This is a genomic window from Arthrobacter sp. D1-17, from assembly GCF_054130535.1.
In genome coordinates this window covers 3,516,298-3,531,330 of the sequence record NZ_CP096382.1, presented here as the reverse complement: position 1 = coordinate 3,531,330, position 15,033 = coordinate 3,516,298, and the positions used below count along the sequence as shown (strand labels likewise).

Genomic DNA, 15,033 nt, shown 5'->3' with positions numbered 1-15,033 from the left:
AAGTCACACTGCGGGGTTGACGGCGGCATGGCCGGCCTAGTCCACCCAGACGGCGGGTTCGTTGGCGTCCGCGGCGATGTCTCCGAATTCCCACGCGGTGTTGTCCCGGTTGGGGGCGTAGGGCAGTACAGCTGCGAAGACGGCACCGCTTCGGTGCTCCGCCGCCACGTGAATGGCATCGGAGTTTTCCTCGGTCAGGGTGATGTCGCAGACGATGGCGGCAGCACGGAACTCCTCGCGCTTCTGGCGGAGCAGCTCGGTGATGTCGTTGATCATGCTGTCAGCATCGAACTCGTCGCCGTCTTCCGCCGGGGATACCGTCAGGAGACGGACCTCGCCACCGTTCTCCACTACGAGGGCGAAGGGCAGGAAGGCGCCGTTCCGCTCAAGCTGCTCCCGGGCTGCCCCCATGCCGGTACCGAGCAGGTTTTCCAGGTCGGCGGCCGTTGCCTCCGGAACCGAGTCCCGCCAGGACGGTTCGGACTGCGGCGCTGCTTTTGCTGCGCCGTCTGCCATTCCTTCTGTCATGTCGGGAGCCTAGCTGCGGACGAGGGCGAGCACGCGGTCGCGGACCCGCTGCATGGTGGCCTGGTCAGTTGCTTCTGCGTTCAGCCGCAGGTAAGGCTCGGTGTTCGAGGGGCGGAGGTTGAACCAGTAGCTGCCGTCATTGGCCGTGAACGTGCTGCCGTCCAAGTGGTCCACCGTGACATCTTCGCCGGCAAAATCGGTGCGGACGCGTTCGACGGCGGCGGCTTTGTCCTCGATCGCGGAATTGATTTCGCCGGAGGAAACATACGGTTCGTATTCTCGGCCGAGTTCGGACAGCGGGCCGTCCTGCTCGCCCAAGGCAGCCAGCACGTGCATCGCTGCCAGCATGCCGGTGTCAGCGTTCCAGAAGTCGCGGAAGTAGAAATGGGCGGAGTGCTCCCCGCCGAAGACGGCACCCTCTTTGGCCATGACTGCCTTGATGAACGAGTGTCCAACCCGCGTCCGGACCGCGCGGCCACCCGCCTCTGCTACGATCTCGGGCACTGCTCGGGACGTCAGCAGGTTATGGATGATGGTGGGCGTCTCCTCGCCCTGGGCTTTGGCCCGGACGATCTCGCGGCGGGCCACCATCGCGGTGATAGCAGACGGCGACACTGTCTCGCCCCGCTCGTCAATAACGAAGCAGCGGTCGGCGTCGCCGTCGAACGCCAGGCCGATGTCAGCCCCGTGTTTGATGACGGCGGCCTGCAGATCGCGCAGGTTTTCCGGCTCCAGCGGGTTGGCCGGGTGGTTCGGGAAGGAACCGTCCAGCTCGAAGTACAGCGGGATGATGTCCAAGGGGAGCTTGGGCAGCAGGGCGTCGCCGAGGACAGCGGGAGTGGTCAGGCCCGCCATGCCATTGCCGGCGTCGACTACCACCTTCAGCGGCCGGGAACCCGAGAGGTCAACGAGCTTGCGCAGGTATTCGGAGTAACCCTTGAGAACGTCCTGCACACCGATCTGGCCGCGGGCCGCGGCAGCCGGGATGGAGCCTTCGTTGAGGTAGTGCTCGGCGAGGGCCTGGATCTCCTTGAGTCCTGTTTCAGAGGAGATGGGCACGGCACCTGCCTTGGCCATCTTGATGCCGTTGTATTCGGCCGGGTTATGGCTCGCAGTAAAGGTGGCGCCTGCTGCATTGAGCGCGCCGCAGGCGTAGTACAGCTCGTCGGTGGAGATCAGGTCCAGCAGTTGGACATCTGCTCCGCGGGTGGCGGCGCCATTGGCGAAGGCCTTGCTGAATTCGGGGGAGGAGGGGCGCATATCGCCGCCGACCAGGACCGTTTGGCCTTCCAGTTCCAGCACATCGACGAATGCGGCCCCCACGGCTTCGACGATTTCAGCGGTGATGGATTCGCCCACGATGCCGCGGACGTCGTACGCCTTGAAGGAAGCTGAAAGGTCAAAAATATTGGTCTCGTTGCTAGTCACGGGACTTATCTTACGTTGAAGCGCTCTGCAGCCTGGGGAGGGGAAGTCATGAACGTGCCTATGGCGGCCCGCTGCAATTTTCCGCTCGGCCGGGGCGCGGGGCGCGGGGCGTTGTCCACATGGGAGGCTCCGGGCTTTGGCGTGTCAGAGGCGGCTGGGATACTGAATCAATGCCCCATAACCAGCACGCCTCAGTTCTTGCCTCTGCCACCGGCGCACCGTCAGCATCCTCAGCAGCGTCACCCAAGGGGCCTGCGGGGTCGCGTGACGAGGCGCTCGGCGTGCTGCGGGAGCTGGTCGGCCACCCGGGCGCTGAGTTACATGACGGCCAGTTTGAAGCGATTGAGGCACTGGTCGACGGCGGGCGGCGGGCACTTGTGGTCCAACGGACAGGCTGGGGCAAGTCGGCGGTGTACTTCGTGGCATCACTGCTGCTCCGGCGGCGCGGTGCGGGTCCTACACTGATCGTGTCCCCGCTACTGGCGCTGATGCGGGACCAGGTTGCGGCAGCTGCCCGTGCCGGGGTGCGGGCGGTGGCCATCAATTCCGCGAACCAGCTGGAGTGGGACAACGTGCGGGAGCAGCTCGCGGCGGACCAGGTAGACGTTCTGCTCGTTTCCCCCGAGCGGCTCACGAACCCATCGTTCCGTGAGAACCAGCTTCCGGAACTGATCCGCCGCACCGGGCTCCTCGTGATTGACGAGGCGCACTGCATCTCGGACTGGGGCCACGATTTCCGCCCCGATTACCGGCGGATCGCGGACCTCATCACCCAGCTCCCGGACACCGTTCCCGTGCTGGCCACCACCGCCACGGCCAACTCCCGCGTGGTTCACGACATCGAGGAGCAGCTGGGTGATGGCGTGCTGACCATCCGCGGCTCGCTGGGAAGGGAATCCCTGCGGCTGGGTGTGCTCACGCTTCCGGATTCACGTGAGAGGCTGGGCTGGCTGCTGACCCATCTGGCGGATCTACCGGGCAGCGGAATTATCTACACCCTGACGGTATCGGCAGCCGAGGACACAGCCCGGCTGTTGGCGGAGGCCGGGCACCAGGTGCTGGCCTATACCGGCCGCACCGACCCGGCTGACCGGGAACGGGCGGAACAGCTCTTGAAGGACAACGACGTCAAGGCACTCGTGGCCACATCCGCGCTGGGAATGGGCTTCGACAAGCCGGACCTCGGCTTCGTCGTCCACCTCGGGGCCCCGTCCTCGCCGGTGGCTTATTACCAGCAGGTGGGCCGCGCCGGGCGTGGGGCTGCCAACGCGGACGTCCTGCTGCTTCCGGGGTCCGAAGACAGGGACATCTGGCAGTATTTCGCCACGGCATCCATGCCTTCGGAAGAGAAGGCCTCCGCGGTGCTGACTGCCTTGGCTGAAGCCGGTACGGCCGTTTCGACTGTGGCGCTGGAGGCCCGCGTGGACCTGCGGCGGACACCGCTGGAGCTGTTGTTAAAAGTGCTGGCCGTCGACGGGGCCGTCGAGCGCGTGGGCGGCGGTTGGCGGTCGACCGGGCAGCCCTGGACGTACGACGCCGAGCGCTACCGCAGGATCGCGGAAGCACGGGTAGACGAGCAGGATTCCATGGTCATCTACCAGGACACCGCCGGATGCCGCATGGAGTACATCACGTCAGTGCTGGACGACGAGACCGCCGCGGCTTGCGGGCGGTGCGACAACTGCGCGGGCCGGTGGTTCCCGGCGGACATCTCGTCCTCGGCGACGGAGGCTGCCGGCCAGACACTCAGCCGGGCGGGCGTCGTCCTCGAACCGCGGCTGCAGTGGCCGAGCGGTATGGACCGGCTTGGGGTGCCGGTGAAGGGGAAGATCAAGCCGGACGAGAGCCTTGCAGAGGGCCGGGCGCTGGCCAGAATGACTGACCTGGGGTGGGGAGGTGCCCTGCGGGAAGTCTTTGCCGCGGGCGCTCCGGACCGGGAAGTGGATGCCGGCATGCTGCAGGCGTGCGTCCAGGTGCTGCGCGAATGGGGCGCCGGCGACTCCCGGACTCCCGGTTGGAGTGGCGCCGGCCGGCCGGCCGCCATCGTCAGTTTGCCGTCGCGCGGTAAGCCGGTGCTCGTGGAATCACTGGCCAGGGGAATTTCCGACATTGGCCGCATTCCATACCTGGGCCGTCTGGATCTGGAGCATGGCGGGCCAACGGGCGGCCGCGGCGGCAACAGCGCCTACCGTCTCGCGGGGGTGTGGGAGCGGCTGGTGGCCGGCCCGGCGCTGCAGTCGGCTTTGGCAGGACTTGGCGGGCAGAGTGTCTTGCTGATCGATGACCTGGTGGATAGCCGATGGACTGTGACCGTTGCCGGCCGTGCGCTCAGGCGGGCCGGTGCCGGGGCGGTTCTGCCGCTGGTGCTCGCCCAGGCCGGCTAATTTCGGCCCCGGCATGGCGGGGCAGCATCAGGCTGTCCGCCGTGCTGAGCAGCATCAGCAAGGCGATGGCCAGGAAGGCGCCCCGGTAGGCCGCCGCATCCTCTCCGCCTGCTGAGGCGCCCAGCACGGCGTCCCATCCGGCCGTGAGGAGAGGAGCCGCGTCGAATACGCGGAGGAGAAGTGCTCCCACCGCGATGCCTGCCCCCGTGCCAAGCTGGACAAGCGTGGCCGAGACGGCGTTGGCTGAAGTCAGCTGCCCGGGCACGATGTCTGCATACTGGACCGAAGCGTAGGCAGAGAACCCGATCGACCGGAATGCGCCGCTGCAGACCAGCAGCGCAAAGATCAGCGGCTCGGGAGTCCCCGGAGTGAGGGTGCCGAAGAGCGCGAATGTCACCGCTGAGGCCAGGGACGCAAAAACGAGGACCGGCTTGAACCCGAAGCGGCGGATCAGCGGCGTGGTCGCCGGCTTGATGCCGATGTTCCCTATGAATACGGCTGCCACCATGATGCCGGCATGGATGGGGCTCCACCCGAAGCCCTCCTGGAACATCAGCGGCAGCAGGAAGGGCACGGCGCTGATGGTGAGCCGGTAGATGAAGCCGCCGGTGTTCGTTGCCCGGAACGTGCGTGTCGAAAAAACCGTCAGGTCGAACAGCGGATTGGCTGCCTTGCGCATCCACAGCACTGCGGCGGCCAGGGCCGCCACTCCGGTTAGAAGCGCCGGCAGGCTCCAGGGCCCGTCCAGGTGGGCACTGGCCAACTCCAGCCCGGCAACGAGGGAACCGACGCCCGCGGTGGTGAGAACCAACCCAAGCCAGTCGAGCCGGCGTTCGCGGTCAACCGGCACTCCCGGAACGAGACGGAGGGCTGCCAGGAACGCGGCGATGCCCAGTGGCAGATTGACCAGGAATATCCAGTGCCAGGATAAGTACGTCGTCAGCGCCCCTCCCACCAACGGCGCCAGCACCGGGGCCAGCAGGCCGGGCCACACGAGGTAGGCAGTGGCGCGCAGCAGCTCAGCCTTGGGGGTCCCGCGGAGTACCACGAGCGTTCCCACAGGGACCATCATGGCCCCGCCTGCGCCCTGCAGAATGCGGCTGAACGTCAGCATTGTGAGGTCCTGGCTCAAAGCGCAGAGCAGGGAAGCCACCGTGAAGAGCGCAATGGCAAGGCAGAAGACGCGCCGGGCTCCCAGCCGCTCGGCCAGCCAACCGCTCAGCGGAATGCCCATGGCCACGGTCATCAGGTAGGCGGTCATGGTGATGTTTACGCTGGCCGCCGCCACGCCGAAGTCCGCGGCGATACTCGGAATGGCGGTCACCAGCACCGTTCCGTCCAGGAACTCCATGAAGAACGTGGCAGCCACGAGCAAAGCCAGCCTCGGGTTCCAGGGGCGCACGGCGGCTCCGCCGCTCATGGGCTCCTGCACCAGCTCATTGCACTCATCCCATCATCCTGCCACTGCGGGAGGGATGGCTGCCTTCTGTGTCCGCGAACCGGAACACGGGCAACCCCCGCCAGGAACGCAAAAGGCCCCGGTCCAAGGACCGGGGCCAAACGCGGAGACGGGGGGATTTGAACCCCCGGTCGAGTTTAACCCCGACCCTTCATTAGCAGTGAAGTCCATTCGGCCGCTCTGGCACGTCTCCATCGGCTATTACTAGCCCACCAAGGATACGCAGAACCGGCCATTCAGTGCAAAACCGCGCGGGGAAGTCCCTGCAGCGTGTCGGGCTGAGGCGAGGGTTTTCTCGGGATGGTGCGTTCATTCCCGGTGCTTTGTCCCGCCCAACGCAGGCCAGAACAACGCCGCCGAGGGGTCAGGCAGTCCCACCCGCCAGGGACTTCCAGAGGAAGTGCTGGCTGCGGCCCTGGAGTGCTGCCGCCTGCCGGTTGTCCGACGCCCCGGCATGCCCGCCTTCGAGTGCTTCATGGAACCAGACGTTCCGGATGCCCATGGCCTGCATGCGGGCGGCCATTTTGCGGGCCTGCACGGGGCCCACCCTGTCATCCGAGGTCGCCGTCCAGATGAAGGTCTCCGGATACTCGACCCCGTCCTTCAGCAGGTGATAGGGAGAGAAGGTCTTGATGAATTCCCAGTGCTCCGGGACGTCGGGGTCCCCGTACTCCGCGATCCACGAGTGCCCGGCCGACAGCTTGGTGTACCGCCGCATGTCGAGCAGGGGCACGCCGCAGGACACCGCCCCAAAGAGGTGCGGATAGCGGGTCAGCATGTTGCCCACCAGGAGCCCGCCGTTCGAGCCGCCCACACAGCCAAGCCGCTCCCGGCTTGTGACGCCCCGGGAGATAAGGTCCTTCGCCACGGCGGCAAAATCCTCATAAGCCCGGTGCCGGTTTTCCTGCAGCGCTGCCCGATGCCACGAGGGCCCGTATTCCCCTCCGCCGCGGATGTTGGCCACGACATAGACCCCGCCCCGGCTGTGGGAAGTAGCTGCGCCTGCGTCAGAAGCGCCGCCACCGGCGTCCGGGACCGGGGTACTGTCCGCACCATCGGCGCTGCCAGGCGAGCCGTGCCCGCTAGCATCGGCAGGCGCCGTCCGCCGCTCCAGCCAGGCGCGGCCGACGGCCCCGCTGTAGGCAGGCGTACGGGAGACTTCGAAGCCCCCATACCCGGACAGCTGGGTTGGGTTTTGCCCGTCCAGCACGAGGTCGCGCGAGGCGATCTGGAAGTACGGCACCCGAGTACCGTCCTCGGAGACGGCAAAGTGCTGCTGCACTTCATACGCAGCGTCGTTAAAGAACGACGGCGATGCCTTGACCACCGCATGGCTGCTCACCACGCCTGATTCCCCGGCAGGAACGGGGCCCCCGGCAGGATCTGCCCGTTTCAGGGTTCCGCGCGTCAGCGTGGTGGGGGTGGTGAAGCCGGTAGCGACCAGCCAGAAATCGTTTCCGGCTCCTCCGGGAGCGCCTTGGGATAGGTAGTCAGTGTCGTCATCCGCGTCGTCCTCATCGTCCACGGCGTAGGCATTGACGTCATGGAGCGGCGGGCAGGCGTCCAGCAGTGAGGAGGCCCAGGCACCGTTTCCTGTTGCGGAGGCGGCCTGAGAGGGATCAAGCACGCGAATCTCGGAGGAGACATCCCGCAGCAGGTTCAGCAGCAGGAAATTCCGGGTCCAGCTCCAGGACTGCAGCGACGTTTGGGCGTCAGGTGTAAAGAGGACCGTGAGCCCGCGCTCGCCGGAGAGGAAGCGGTCAAAGTCCGCAGCGAGCAGCGATCCCGCCGGGTAGCTCGTGCCGTCCACCGTCCACTCGCCCTGGGGGCGGAAGAGCAGCCACTCCCGGTGCAGGCTGAGGTTGACGTCGGTTGGAACGTCGATGGCCGTCCAGGAATCGCCCCTGAGCACCGACGTCGTCCTGTTGAAGAAGTCGATCCAGTCGACCGCCAGGGTCCGCTCAAAGCCCGGCGTATCGTCGTGAACCACGATTGCCATCATGTGGTCCTCCGGGATCTCGAAGATCCGCGGTGCCTTGGTCAGCGGTTGGCCGCGGCGCAGCCGGACCGCCGTCCGCGCATAGGAAGAGACCGTCCGCGGCAGGCCGTCGGCCGTGCTGGCCACCAGCAGCGTGTCCGCGTCCAGCCACGAAACGTTCCCCTTCGCCGTCGGAAGGTCAAAACCTCCGCGGGCGGGGTCCACGAAGGTGCGGGTTTCGACGTCGAACTCGCGGTAGCGGTTGGCGTCCCCGCCGTCGGGGGAGAGTGCCAGCAGTGCCAGCCGGTAGGGCTGGCCGGGTTCGGGCCGGAGGAAATTCGCCCCGTGAAAGACCCATTCCTCACCTTCGTCTGCGGCGAGCGCGTCCACGTCCAGCAGCACGTCCCACTCGGGGGCATCGCTGCAGTAGCTCTCCCACGTGGTCCGCCGCCACAGGCCCTTCGGATTCTCCCGGTCCTTCCAGAAGTTGTAGTACCAGTCACCGCGCTTGGTCACCATCGCGATCTTGTCCGTGGAGTCCAGCACTTCGAGGATCTCGCCTTCGAGACGCTCGTACTCGGCGTCCTGGAGCAGGTCCTCCGTGCGGGCGTTCTGCTCGCGTACCCACGCCAGCTGTGCTTCGCCGTGGATGTCCTCCAGCCAGATGTTTTCGTCAATAGGCTCGGGTGCGGTCCCTGGTGGAACGGCGTCCGATGCGGGAGCTGAGTCAGCTGTGATGGTCATCGCCCCATCCAAACAACTTCGCGGCTCAGTCAGCAAGTCACATGCCGATACTCTGGATGCCGTGGTCACATCGCAAAACATCCGGACGGTACTGATAGGTGCCGGCCCGAGGGGCACCAGCGTGCTGGAGCGGCTGTTGGCCAACTGGTCCGCCGCCGCCGCTGCCGATCCCGGAGCAGGCCTGCACATCGATGTGGTCGATCCCTACCCGGCAGGCCCCGGCCATGTGTGGCAGCCGGGCCAGTCGCGGCTCTACCTGATGAACACGCAGTCTTTCTATCCCACGCTTATCCCGGAGGACCCGCACCTGGCCGCCCCCCTCGCCGGAACGACATTCGACCGCTGGCGCGAATCCCAGCAGCAGGACCCGCTCCCCACCCTGACGGATGAGGAACGGGCGGAACTGGCGGTCCTCAAGGCCGGCGATTTCCCCAGCCGTGCCCTCTACGGCAGGTACTTGCGCTCCACGCTTGAGGAGCTGCTTGCGGTGCTGCCCAACGGCGTCACAGTGGACTTTCATGAAGCCGTTGCCACCGCGGTGCGCCCGTCAGGGGACGGAACGTTCGACGTCGAACTGGCCGACGGCGGGCCCCTCACCGCGGACTCGGTCGTGTTCGCCCTGGGCCACCTGGACGCACGGCTGAGCCCCGAGCAGCGACAGCTGCAGGCGGCGGCCGCAGAGCTGGGACTGCGCTACTTCCCGCCGGCCGCTCCCGCCGACGTCGACTGGTCCGCGGTTCCGCCGCTCGAACCGGTGCTGGTCCGCGGCATGGGGTTGAACTTCTTCGATGTCATGGGCCAGCTCACCGAGGGCAGGGGCGGCAAGTTCGTCGAGGGCGGTGAAGCGTTGGCGTACGTGCCCTCCGGCCAGGAGCCGCTGATCATTGCGGCATCCCGTCGCGGCACGCCCTATCGGGCCAAGGCGGCACTGGGCGGCTATTACCCGGCCTCCGTAACCCTGAAGTACTTCACGCCTGCGGCAATAAACCGCTTCGAAGCTACCGGCATCACTCCGGCCTTCGACCACGACCTGTGGCCCCTCCTGCACCGTGACGCCCTGTGGGCCTACTACTGCACACTCGTGCGTTCCGAGCCGGAAGCTGTACCGGATTCCGGCTCGTTCCTGAAAGAACTGGACGTGGCCATGCACCCGCACGCCCACAGCACGGTGAGGTGGGAGGAAACTGTCCGTGCCGTCGTCGAAAGTCACGTCCGGGAAGAGGACAGGATCGACCTGCTGAGCCTCGCGGCGCCGCTGGCGGGGCGCAGCTTCAGCTCACGCGCGGAGCTGGACGCCGCCGTCACCGAGTACCTGCTCGATAACGCCCGCCGGTCGGCGCGCGGCGAGGACGACCCGGTGAAAATGGCCATCGGAGCCCTGCATCACGGCCGCGCCGTGCTGAAATCGGTGGTGGCCGACGGCGGTATCACCGACGAGTCATGGGTCGCCGGCCTGCGCGGCTGGTTTGAGTCCTTTGTGGAGGGCCTGGCCAGCGGCCCTCCGGCGCTCCGGTCCGAGCAGTTGGCGGCGCTCGCGCAGGCCGGAGTCGTCAGCTTTGTGGGGCCAGACCCCAAATTCGGCGTGGACCGGAAAGCTGGTTTGTTCACCGCCGTCTCACCGTGGGTGGACGGCGGGGCAGCGGAGGCCCGGACCATGGTGGAAGCCCTGGCCCCGGCCAACCGGGTGACCGTCAATGAATCCCCGCTGCTGGAACAGCTCCTGACGGACGGCCTCGTGCGGCCACGGACCATGATGACCGTGGAAGGCACCCCGGTGCAGGCGACCGGGCTGGATGTCAGGCCGCACCCCTACCGTCCTGTGGCTGCCAACGGGGAAGTGGCGGACCGGCTCTTCGTGCTGGGACTCCAGCTCTCGGCCACGCAATGGGGCACCGCGATCGCTGCGGAGGCTGTCCAGCAGGGCGGGCCCGTCTACCCCAGCGGCCAGCGCACCCTGCGCGACGCCGACGAGATCGCCCGCGCCATCCTCCACCTCTGACGCTCTCTCAGGTCCTGCCGCTTTGGCCCTGACGCTCTCTCAGGTCCTGCGGGTTTCCCCTGACGCTCTCTCAGGTTCTGCCGCTTTGGCCCTGACGCTCTCTCAGGTCCGGCGGGTTTCCCCGGGGCAGGGCGGGCAACCCTGACGGCAACCCGCACTACGGTGCCGGATTCCTCCGCAGTGAGAACTAGAGTTCCACTACCGGCAGCCGCATGCGGAGGGAACCCTCAGGTGCACCGTCGCGGCGCCACCCACGACAGGGATGCTGCCCAGAGGAGTGACGGTGCCGGCAGAGTCAGTAAAGACCGTACCCATCGACCTGTTGACGGGACTGCCCAAAGACGCCATGTCGAGTCTGGAGACTTCGAGCGTTACGGCGTCCCCTCTGCTGACTTCGGCAGGCGTGGAGTTCATCACCGCCGCTGAACGCCGGGCGAAGTCAGCAGAGGGGACTGTGCCCACGAAGGTACAGAATCCAGGCATCGCGGCGTCGTAGGTGTAGCTGATGTTCCTGGACAGAGCGAGCTGCTGATAGGGCCGGCTGGGCACGGTTCCGTCCGGGTTGGTCTGCCATTGCTGTTCCAGCAGCATCTTGAACTGGGCGCCGGTCAGGGACGTGGTCCAGAGGCTGTTCACGAACGGCAGGACGGAATTGGCCTCGGCGTACGTGATGGTTCCGTCAGGGGCGTAGTACAGCTCATTCCGCAGACCGCCGGCGTTTCATCACACCGATTTCCGCTCCACCGGCTTCAGGAGACCACAGTGCGTTCCGGAGGGCCTCCGCTACGAGGTTGCCAGCGTGGATTCGCTGGCCCGGTCGTCCCTTTGTGCCGGCGTGACGAGGCTAGGCACCTCCTGGGTCACCGTGCCGATGACCGCCACCCTGATGCCGTTCATAACGAGGACGGTGTACTCGGGCAGCACCGGGTCGGCGGTGCCCTTTGCATAGACGTTGGCCCCCAGGTACGGGAACCGGACGCCGCCGCCGGCGATGCGGTCACCCGGCTCAGCCCAGCCGCCGTCGAACTCGTGGTTACCCACCGCGGAGGCTTTCAGCTCGAGGGCGTCCAGGACATCAAGGGTGGGCTGGTCCCGTGCCACTGCAGAGGCGAACAGCGAAGCGCCGATGTTGTCTCCGGCGGAGAGGAAGGCTGTGGCTCCCGGAGCGGCTTCGGCACGCAGCTGCTCGATTGTTCCCGCAACTCGATTGTTCCGGCAAACAGCACCGTGTTCGTATCGATGCGTCCGTGGAAGTCGTTGATGCCGAGAAAAACCAGGTCGATCGTGTCCAGCGCAGGAGGGGGTCCGGAGCCAGCCACGGCGCGCTGGTGGTGGCCGTCTCCGTTCCCGTGCCGCCCCATGTGGGTTCCAGAGGACGCCGGGGGCTCAGCTCTGCGCCCCCCGGCCGGTGTCTGCGACGATCTTGAACGTGGCTCCGATGGGGTCCGTCAGCGTGGCGATACGCCCGAAGGGAGTGTCTTCCGGACCCTCCACCACGGTCCCGCCCATTTCCACAGCCTTTGCGATCGACGCATCAGCGTCCGACACGGCGAAATAAACCTGCCAGGTGGAGGGGGCTTCGGCGGGAAGATAGCCGGAGGCGTCCAGGATGCCTGCCTTCGCCTCAGCGCCGGCGCCCAGCGTTGTGTAGCGGAACTCCGGAGTGTCGCTCATGATGTCTGTGGCCCAGCCGAAGACCCGCTGGTAGAACTTCACGGCGGCGTCGTAGTCCTTGGCGTGGAGCTCGTGCCATGCTGGGGTGCCGTCCTCGGCCACCAGTTCGTAGCCGCGCATTTCACGCGGCTGCCAGGCGCCGATGGAAGCACCGGAAGCGTCGCCGAAAATTGCCATGTGCCCCTGCTCCGGAACGTCCATGGGCGCGACAAACACCTGCCCGCCGTTGGCTGTGACGGCCTCGGCGGTGGCCGCTGCGTCATCCGTCCGCAAGTATGTAGACCACATATCGGGCAGGGCGGCCTGGTCGGCATCCTTCTGCATGATGCCTGCGACCATCTTGCCCTTCTTCAGGGCGGTGATGTAGCCGCCGTACTTCTCCTGGTCGCCGGCCTGGAAGTCCCAGCCGAACAGTGCGCCGTAGAACTGCTGCGCTGTGTCTGCGTTGGAGGTCATCAAATCGATCCAGCAAGGAGCGCCAGGGGTGATGTCAGGCGTGGGCATAGTCAGCTCCTGGTGTCGGCAGCGGAAACACGTCCGCAGGTCAAGGGGATGTGGAGACAGCTCCGACCCTATGCCGGGGCAATGACAGTTTCAATGGTTCCGGCAGTCAGAGCCGGTCGGAGTAGGACGTCCCGGGCTCGTTGTCGTCATCTGCTTCCACCCATTCGATGAAGTCTTTGAGCGACATGCACCAGTAGTAGTCCGAGTACCTCAGGCCCTGCTTCTCTGTCTTGCTCACGGCGGCGACCTCCCCCCCGAAAAATCGAACTGGCTGCGTAGTGGTGCCCCTTCCCGGGACGGGGCAAGGGCGCCGTGTTCTTACTAGTGAACGCCTGCGCTGCCGTTTGCGCATGAGTGGTGCGTACTCGAATTTTCCCGGCGCAGGTACTCGCTGATACTTGCTTTTGAGGGCGGCGATTCCGGTCTACCTGCAATGGAAGAGGCCTGCCGGTCAACCTCGCGGTTGGCCCGGCAGGCCTCTCATGTGCGCTCAGAAATGCGCTGTGCGGAAGGTAAGAGATTCGAACTCTTGGTACGGGGTTACCGCACACTGGTTTTCAAGACCAGCTCCTTCGGCCGCTCGGACAACCTTCCCTGACTAGTAGTGTTTCATAGGCAGTTGGCTGCAACAAAAACTGAAATGTGGCAGTTGGTGCCGGAGCACACTACTTTGGGGGCAGTATCAGCAAGGAAATCGGGAGTTCTGCATGAAAGCCGTCTACATCTCTGAGCCGGGAGGGCCGGAAGTACTGGAAATCCGCGAGGTCCCAGCCCCGGTTCCCGGGCCCGGCGAAGTCCTGATCGATGTTGTGGCTGCAGGCCTGAACCGCGCGGACGTGCAGCAGAGGAGGGGCTACTACCCGCCCCCTCCGGGTGCTTCGGAGGTTCCCGGCCTTGAAGTTTCCGGCCGCATCGCCGGCTTTGGTGAGGGCGTCACCAAACCGTTTTCCATTGGGGACAAAGTTGTGGCCTTGCTGGCCGGCGGCGGTTACGCGGAACGGGTCGCCGTCCGTGCAGAGCAGGTTCTGAGAGTTCCCGACGGCGTTGACCTGGTCACCGCTGCGGCCCTTCCGGAGGTCGCGGCTACGGTCTACTCGAACCTCGTCATGACTGCACAGCTGCAGTCCGGTGAAACAGTCCTGATCCACGGGGCCACCGGCGGGATCGGCACCATGGCCATCCAGTTCGCGAAGGCAATCGGTGCCACGGTCGCCGCTACGGCCGGCACCGATGAGAAAGTCGGCACCGCCAAGGCCTTCCTGGGGGCAGATATCGCCATCAACTACGCGGAGGAGAACTTCGCGGAGAGCCTGCGTGCCCAGAACGGCGGCAAGGGCGCAGACGTGATCCTGGATGTGGTCGGCGCCAAGTACCTGCAGCAGAACGTTGATGCGCTCGCAGATTATGGCCGGCTCATCGTCATTGGCCTGCAGGGCGGCGCCAAGGGCGAACTCGACCTTGGGCAGCTGCTGCGGAAGCGGGCCGCTGTTGTTGCCACTGCTCTCCGGCCCAGACCCGTCGAAGAGAAGGGCATAATCATGACCGCTGTCCGGGATGCCGTGTGGCCACTCGTCGCTGACGGCCGAATCCACCCCCTCGTGGCCAAGACGTTCCCGCTGGACCAGGTCAGGGCCGCCCACAGGTATTTCGACTCAGGGGAACACGTGGGCAAGATCCTGTTGGTGATGTGATGTCCATCCGCCACAGCCTCCTTGCCCTGCTGCAGGAACGGCCGCGGTACGGGTACCAGCTCAGGAGCGAGTTCCAGGACCGTACGGGTGCCGCGTGGCCGCTGAACATCGGGCAGGTCTATACGACGCTGGAACGCCTGGAACGTGATGGTCTCGTCCGGAAGGATCCTGGGACAGACGGCGGGCAGGTGGTGTACAGCATCACCGATGAAGGAGCAGGCCAGGCCGATGCCTGGTTCTCGGCCCCTGTTGAACGTTCGAATCCGCCGCGGAATGAGCTGGCCATCAAGCTCTCGCTTGCCCTGTCGTTGCCCGGGGTGGATGTCGGGGCCATAATCCGTGCCCAGCGCGCAGCAAGGCTTGCCGTGCTGCAGGAGCAGACCAAGGTAAGGCGTCAGACGGTTGCGAACCCGCGAAGGGCGGACCTGGCCTGGCTGCTGGTCCTGGACTCGTTGATCTTTCAGGCTGAGGCAGAGATTCGCTGGCTGGACCTCTGTGAGGCCCGCATGGCGCAGCTGGCTCCCAGCGGTAGTGCCGCCAGTCGCTGAGCCGTAGCCGTTTGGCGCATCATTCCTACCGCACGGTGATTCTGCATTCCGATCGCTTTCCCTCGTTGGTAGGGTGCGCGTGAGGGAATTGTTCCA

The 15,033-nt window shown here is 66.0% G+C and carries 12 protein-coding genes and 2 tRNA genes; 4 read left to right on the top strand and 10 right to left on the bottom strand.

The genetic code is table 11. The features are described from left to right. Positions 1–36 precede the first annotated feature (36 nt). Positions 37–528, bottom strand: coding sequence for a hypothetical protein (locus M1E01_RS16270; protein ID WP_457972570.1), 492 nt, complete (start codon positions 526–528; stop codon positions 37–39). A 9-nt stretch (positions 529–537) separates the two neighbouring features. Next, positions 538–1,956, bottom strand: coding sequence for a phosphomannomutase/phosphoglucomutase (locus tag M1E01_RS16265; protein ID WP_457972569.1), 1,419 nt, complete (start codon positions 1,954–1,956; stop codon positions 538–540). A gap of 170 nt (positions 1,957–2,126) precedes the next feature. Here M1E01_RS16265 and M1E01_RS16260 point away from each other — a divergent pair, with 170 nt between their 5' ends. Then, entirely contained in the window at positions 2,127–4,340 is a 2,214-nt protein-coding gene (locus M1E01_RS16260) for a RecQ family ATP-dependent DNA helicase (protein ID WP_457972568.1), read from the top strand. Here M1E01_RS16260 and M1E01_RS16255 read toward each other — a convergent pair. The 3 genes from M1E01_RS16255 to M1E01_RS16245 all read right to left on the bottom strand — a co-directional run bounded on the left by M1E01_RS16255 (position 4,285) and on the right by M1E01_RS16245 (position 8,521). Then, on the bottom strand, positions 4,285–5,760 hold the full coding sequence (locus M1E01_RS16255) for an MFS transporter (RefSeq protein ID WP_457972567.1): 1,476 nt from the start codon (positions 5,758–5,760) through the stop codon (positions 4,285–4,287). The genes M1E01_RS16260 and M1E01_RS16255 overlap by 56 nt on opposite strands. A gap of 143 nt (positions 5,761–5,903) precedes the next feature. Then, positions 5,904–5,992 (bottom strand) — tRNA-Ser (locus M1E01_RS16250). A 171-nt stretch (positions 5,993–6,163) separates the two neighbouring features. Next, entirely contained in the window at positions 6,164–8,521 is a 2,358-nt protein-coding gene (locus tag M1E01_RS16245) for a prolyl oligopeptidase family serine peptidase (RefSeq protein ID WP_457972566.1), read from the bottom strand. Between the two features lie 61 nt (positions 8,522–8,582). Here M1E01_RS16245 and M1E01_RS16240 point away from each other — a divergent pair, with 61 nt between their 5' ends. Further along, positions 8,583–10,520, top strand: a complete 1,938-nt coding sequence (locus tag M1E01_RS16240) for an FAD/NAD(P)-binding protein (protein WP_457972565.1) — start codon at positions 8,583–8,585, stop codon at positions 10,518–10,520. Positions 10,521–10,718: 198 nt separating this feature from the next. On the opposite strand, the gene M1E01_RS16235 is transcribed toward M1E01_RS16240, so the two are convergent. The 5 genes from M1E01_RS16235 to M1E01_RS16215 form a co-directional block, all read right to left on the bottom strand. Then, positions 10,719–11,192: a 5'-nucleotidase C-terminal domain-containing protein gene (locus tag M1E01_RS16235; protein WP_457975003.1), complete on the bottom strand. Its 474-nt coding sequence runs from the start codon at positions 11,190–11,192 to the stop codon at positions 10,719–10,721. Positions 11,193–11,303: 111 nt separating this feature from the next. Further along, entirely contained in the window at positions 11,304–11,621 is a 318-nt protein-coding gene (locus M1E01_RS16230; protein ID WP_457972564.1) for a hypothetical protein, read from the bottom strand. A 285-nt stretch (positions 11,622–11,906) separates the two neighbouring features. Beyond that, positions 11,907–12,698, bottom strand: a complete 792-nt coding sequence (locus M1E01_RS16225; RefSeq protein WP_457972563.1) for a VOC family protein — start codon at positions 12,696–12,698, stop codon at positions 11,907–11,909. 106 nt (positions 12,699–12,804) lie between these two features. Continuing rightward, positions 12,805–12,936, bottom strand: coding sequence for a hypothetical protein (locus M1E01_RS16220; RefSeq protein WP_457972562.1), 132 nt, complete (start codon positions 12,934–12,936; stop codon positions 12,805–12,807). 268 nt (positions 12,937–13,204) lie between these two features. Beyond that, positions 13,205–13,292 (bottom strand) — tRNA-Ser (locus M1E01_RS16215). Positions 13,293–13,405: 113 nt separating this feature from the next. Here M1E01_RS16215 and M1E01_RS16210 point away from each other — a divergent pair. Both M1E01_RS16210 and M1E01_RS16205 read left to right on the top strand, forming a co-directional pair. Beyond that, the gene (locus tag M1E01_RS16210; protein WP_457972561.1) at positions 13,406–14,389 is read left to right on the top strand and encodes an NAD(P)H-quinone oxidoreductase; all 984 of its coding nucleotides are present in this window, start codon (positions 13,406–13,408) and stop codon (positions 14,387–14,389) included. Next, on the top strand, positions 14,389–14,937 hold the full coding sequence (locus M1E01_RS16205; RefSeq protein WP_457972560.1) for a PadR family transcriptional regulator: 549 nt from the start codon (positions 14,389–14,391) through the stop codon (positions 14,935–14,937). Before M1E01_RS16210 ends, M1E01_RS16205 begins: the two co-directional genes overlap by 1 nt. Positions 14,938–15,033: the final 96 nt, after the last annotated feature.

Coding starts and splice junctions, on each gene's coding strand:
- M1E01_RS16270 (WP_457972570.1), bottom strand. CDS start 528: ATGACAGAAGGAATGGCAGACGGCGCAGCAAAAGCAGCGCCGCAGTCC.
- M1E01_RS16260 (WP_457972568.1), top strand. CDS start 2,127: ATGCCCCATAACCAGCACGCCTCAGTTCTTGCCTCTGCCACCGGCGCA.
- M1E01_RS16255 (WP_457972567.1), bottom strand. CDS start 5,760: ATGAGCGGCGGAGCCGCCGTGCGCCCCTGGAACCCGAGGCTGGCTTTG.
- M1E01_RS16245 (WP_457972566.1), bottom strand. CDS start 8,521: ATGACCATCACAGCTGACTCAGCTCCCGCATCGGACGCCGTTCCACCA.
- M1E01_RS16225 (WP_457972563.1), bottom strand. CDS start 12,698: ATGCCCACGCCTGACATCACCCCTGGCGCTCCTTGCTGGATCGATTTG.
- M1E01_RS16210 (WP_457972561.1), top strand. CDS start 13,406: ATGAAAGCCGTCTACATCTCTGAGCCGGGAGGGCCGGAAGTACTGGAA.
- M1E01_RS16205 (WP_457972560.1), top strand. CDS start 14,389: ATGTCCATCCGCCACAGCCTCCTTGCCCTGCTGCAGGAACGGCCGCGG.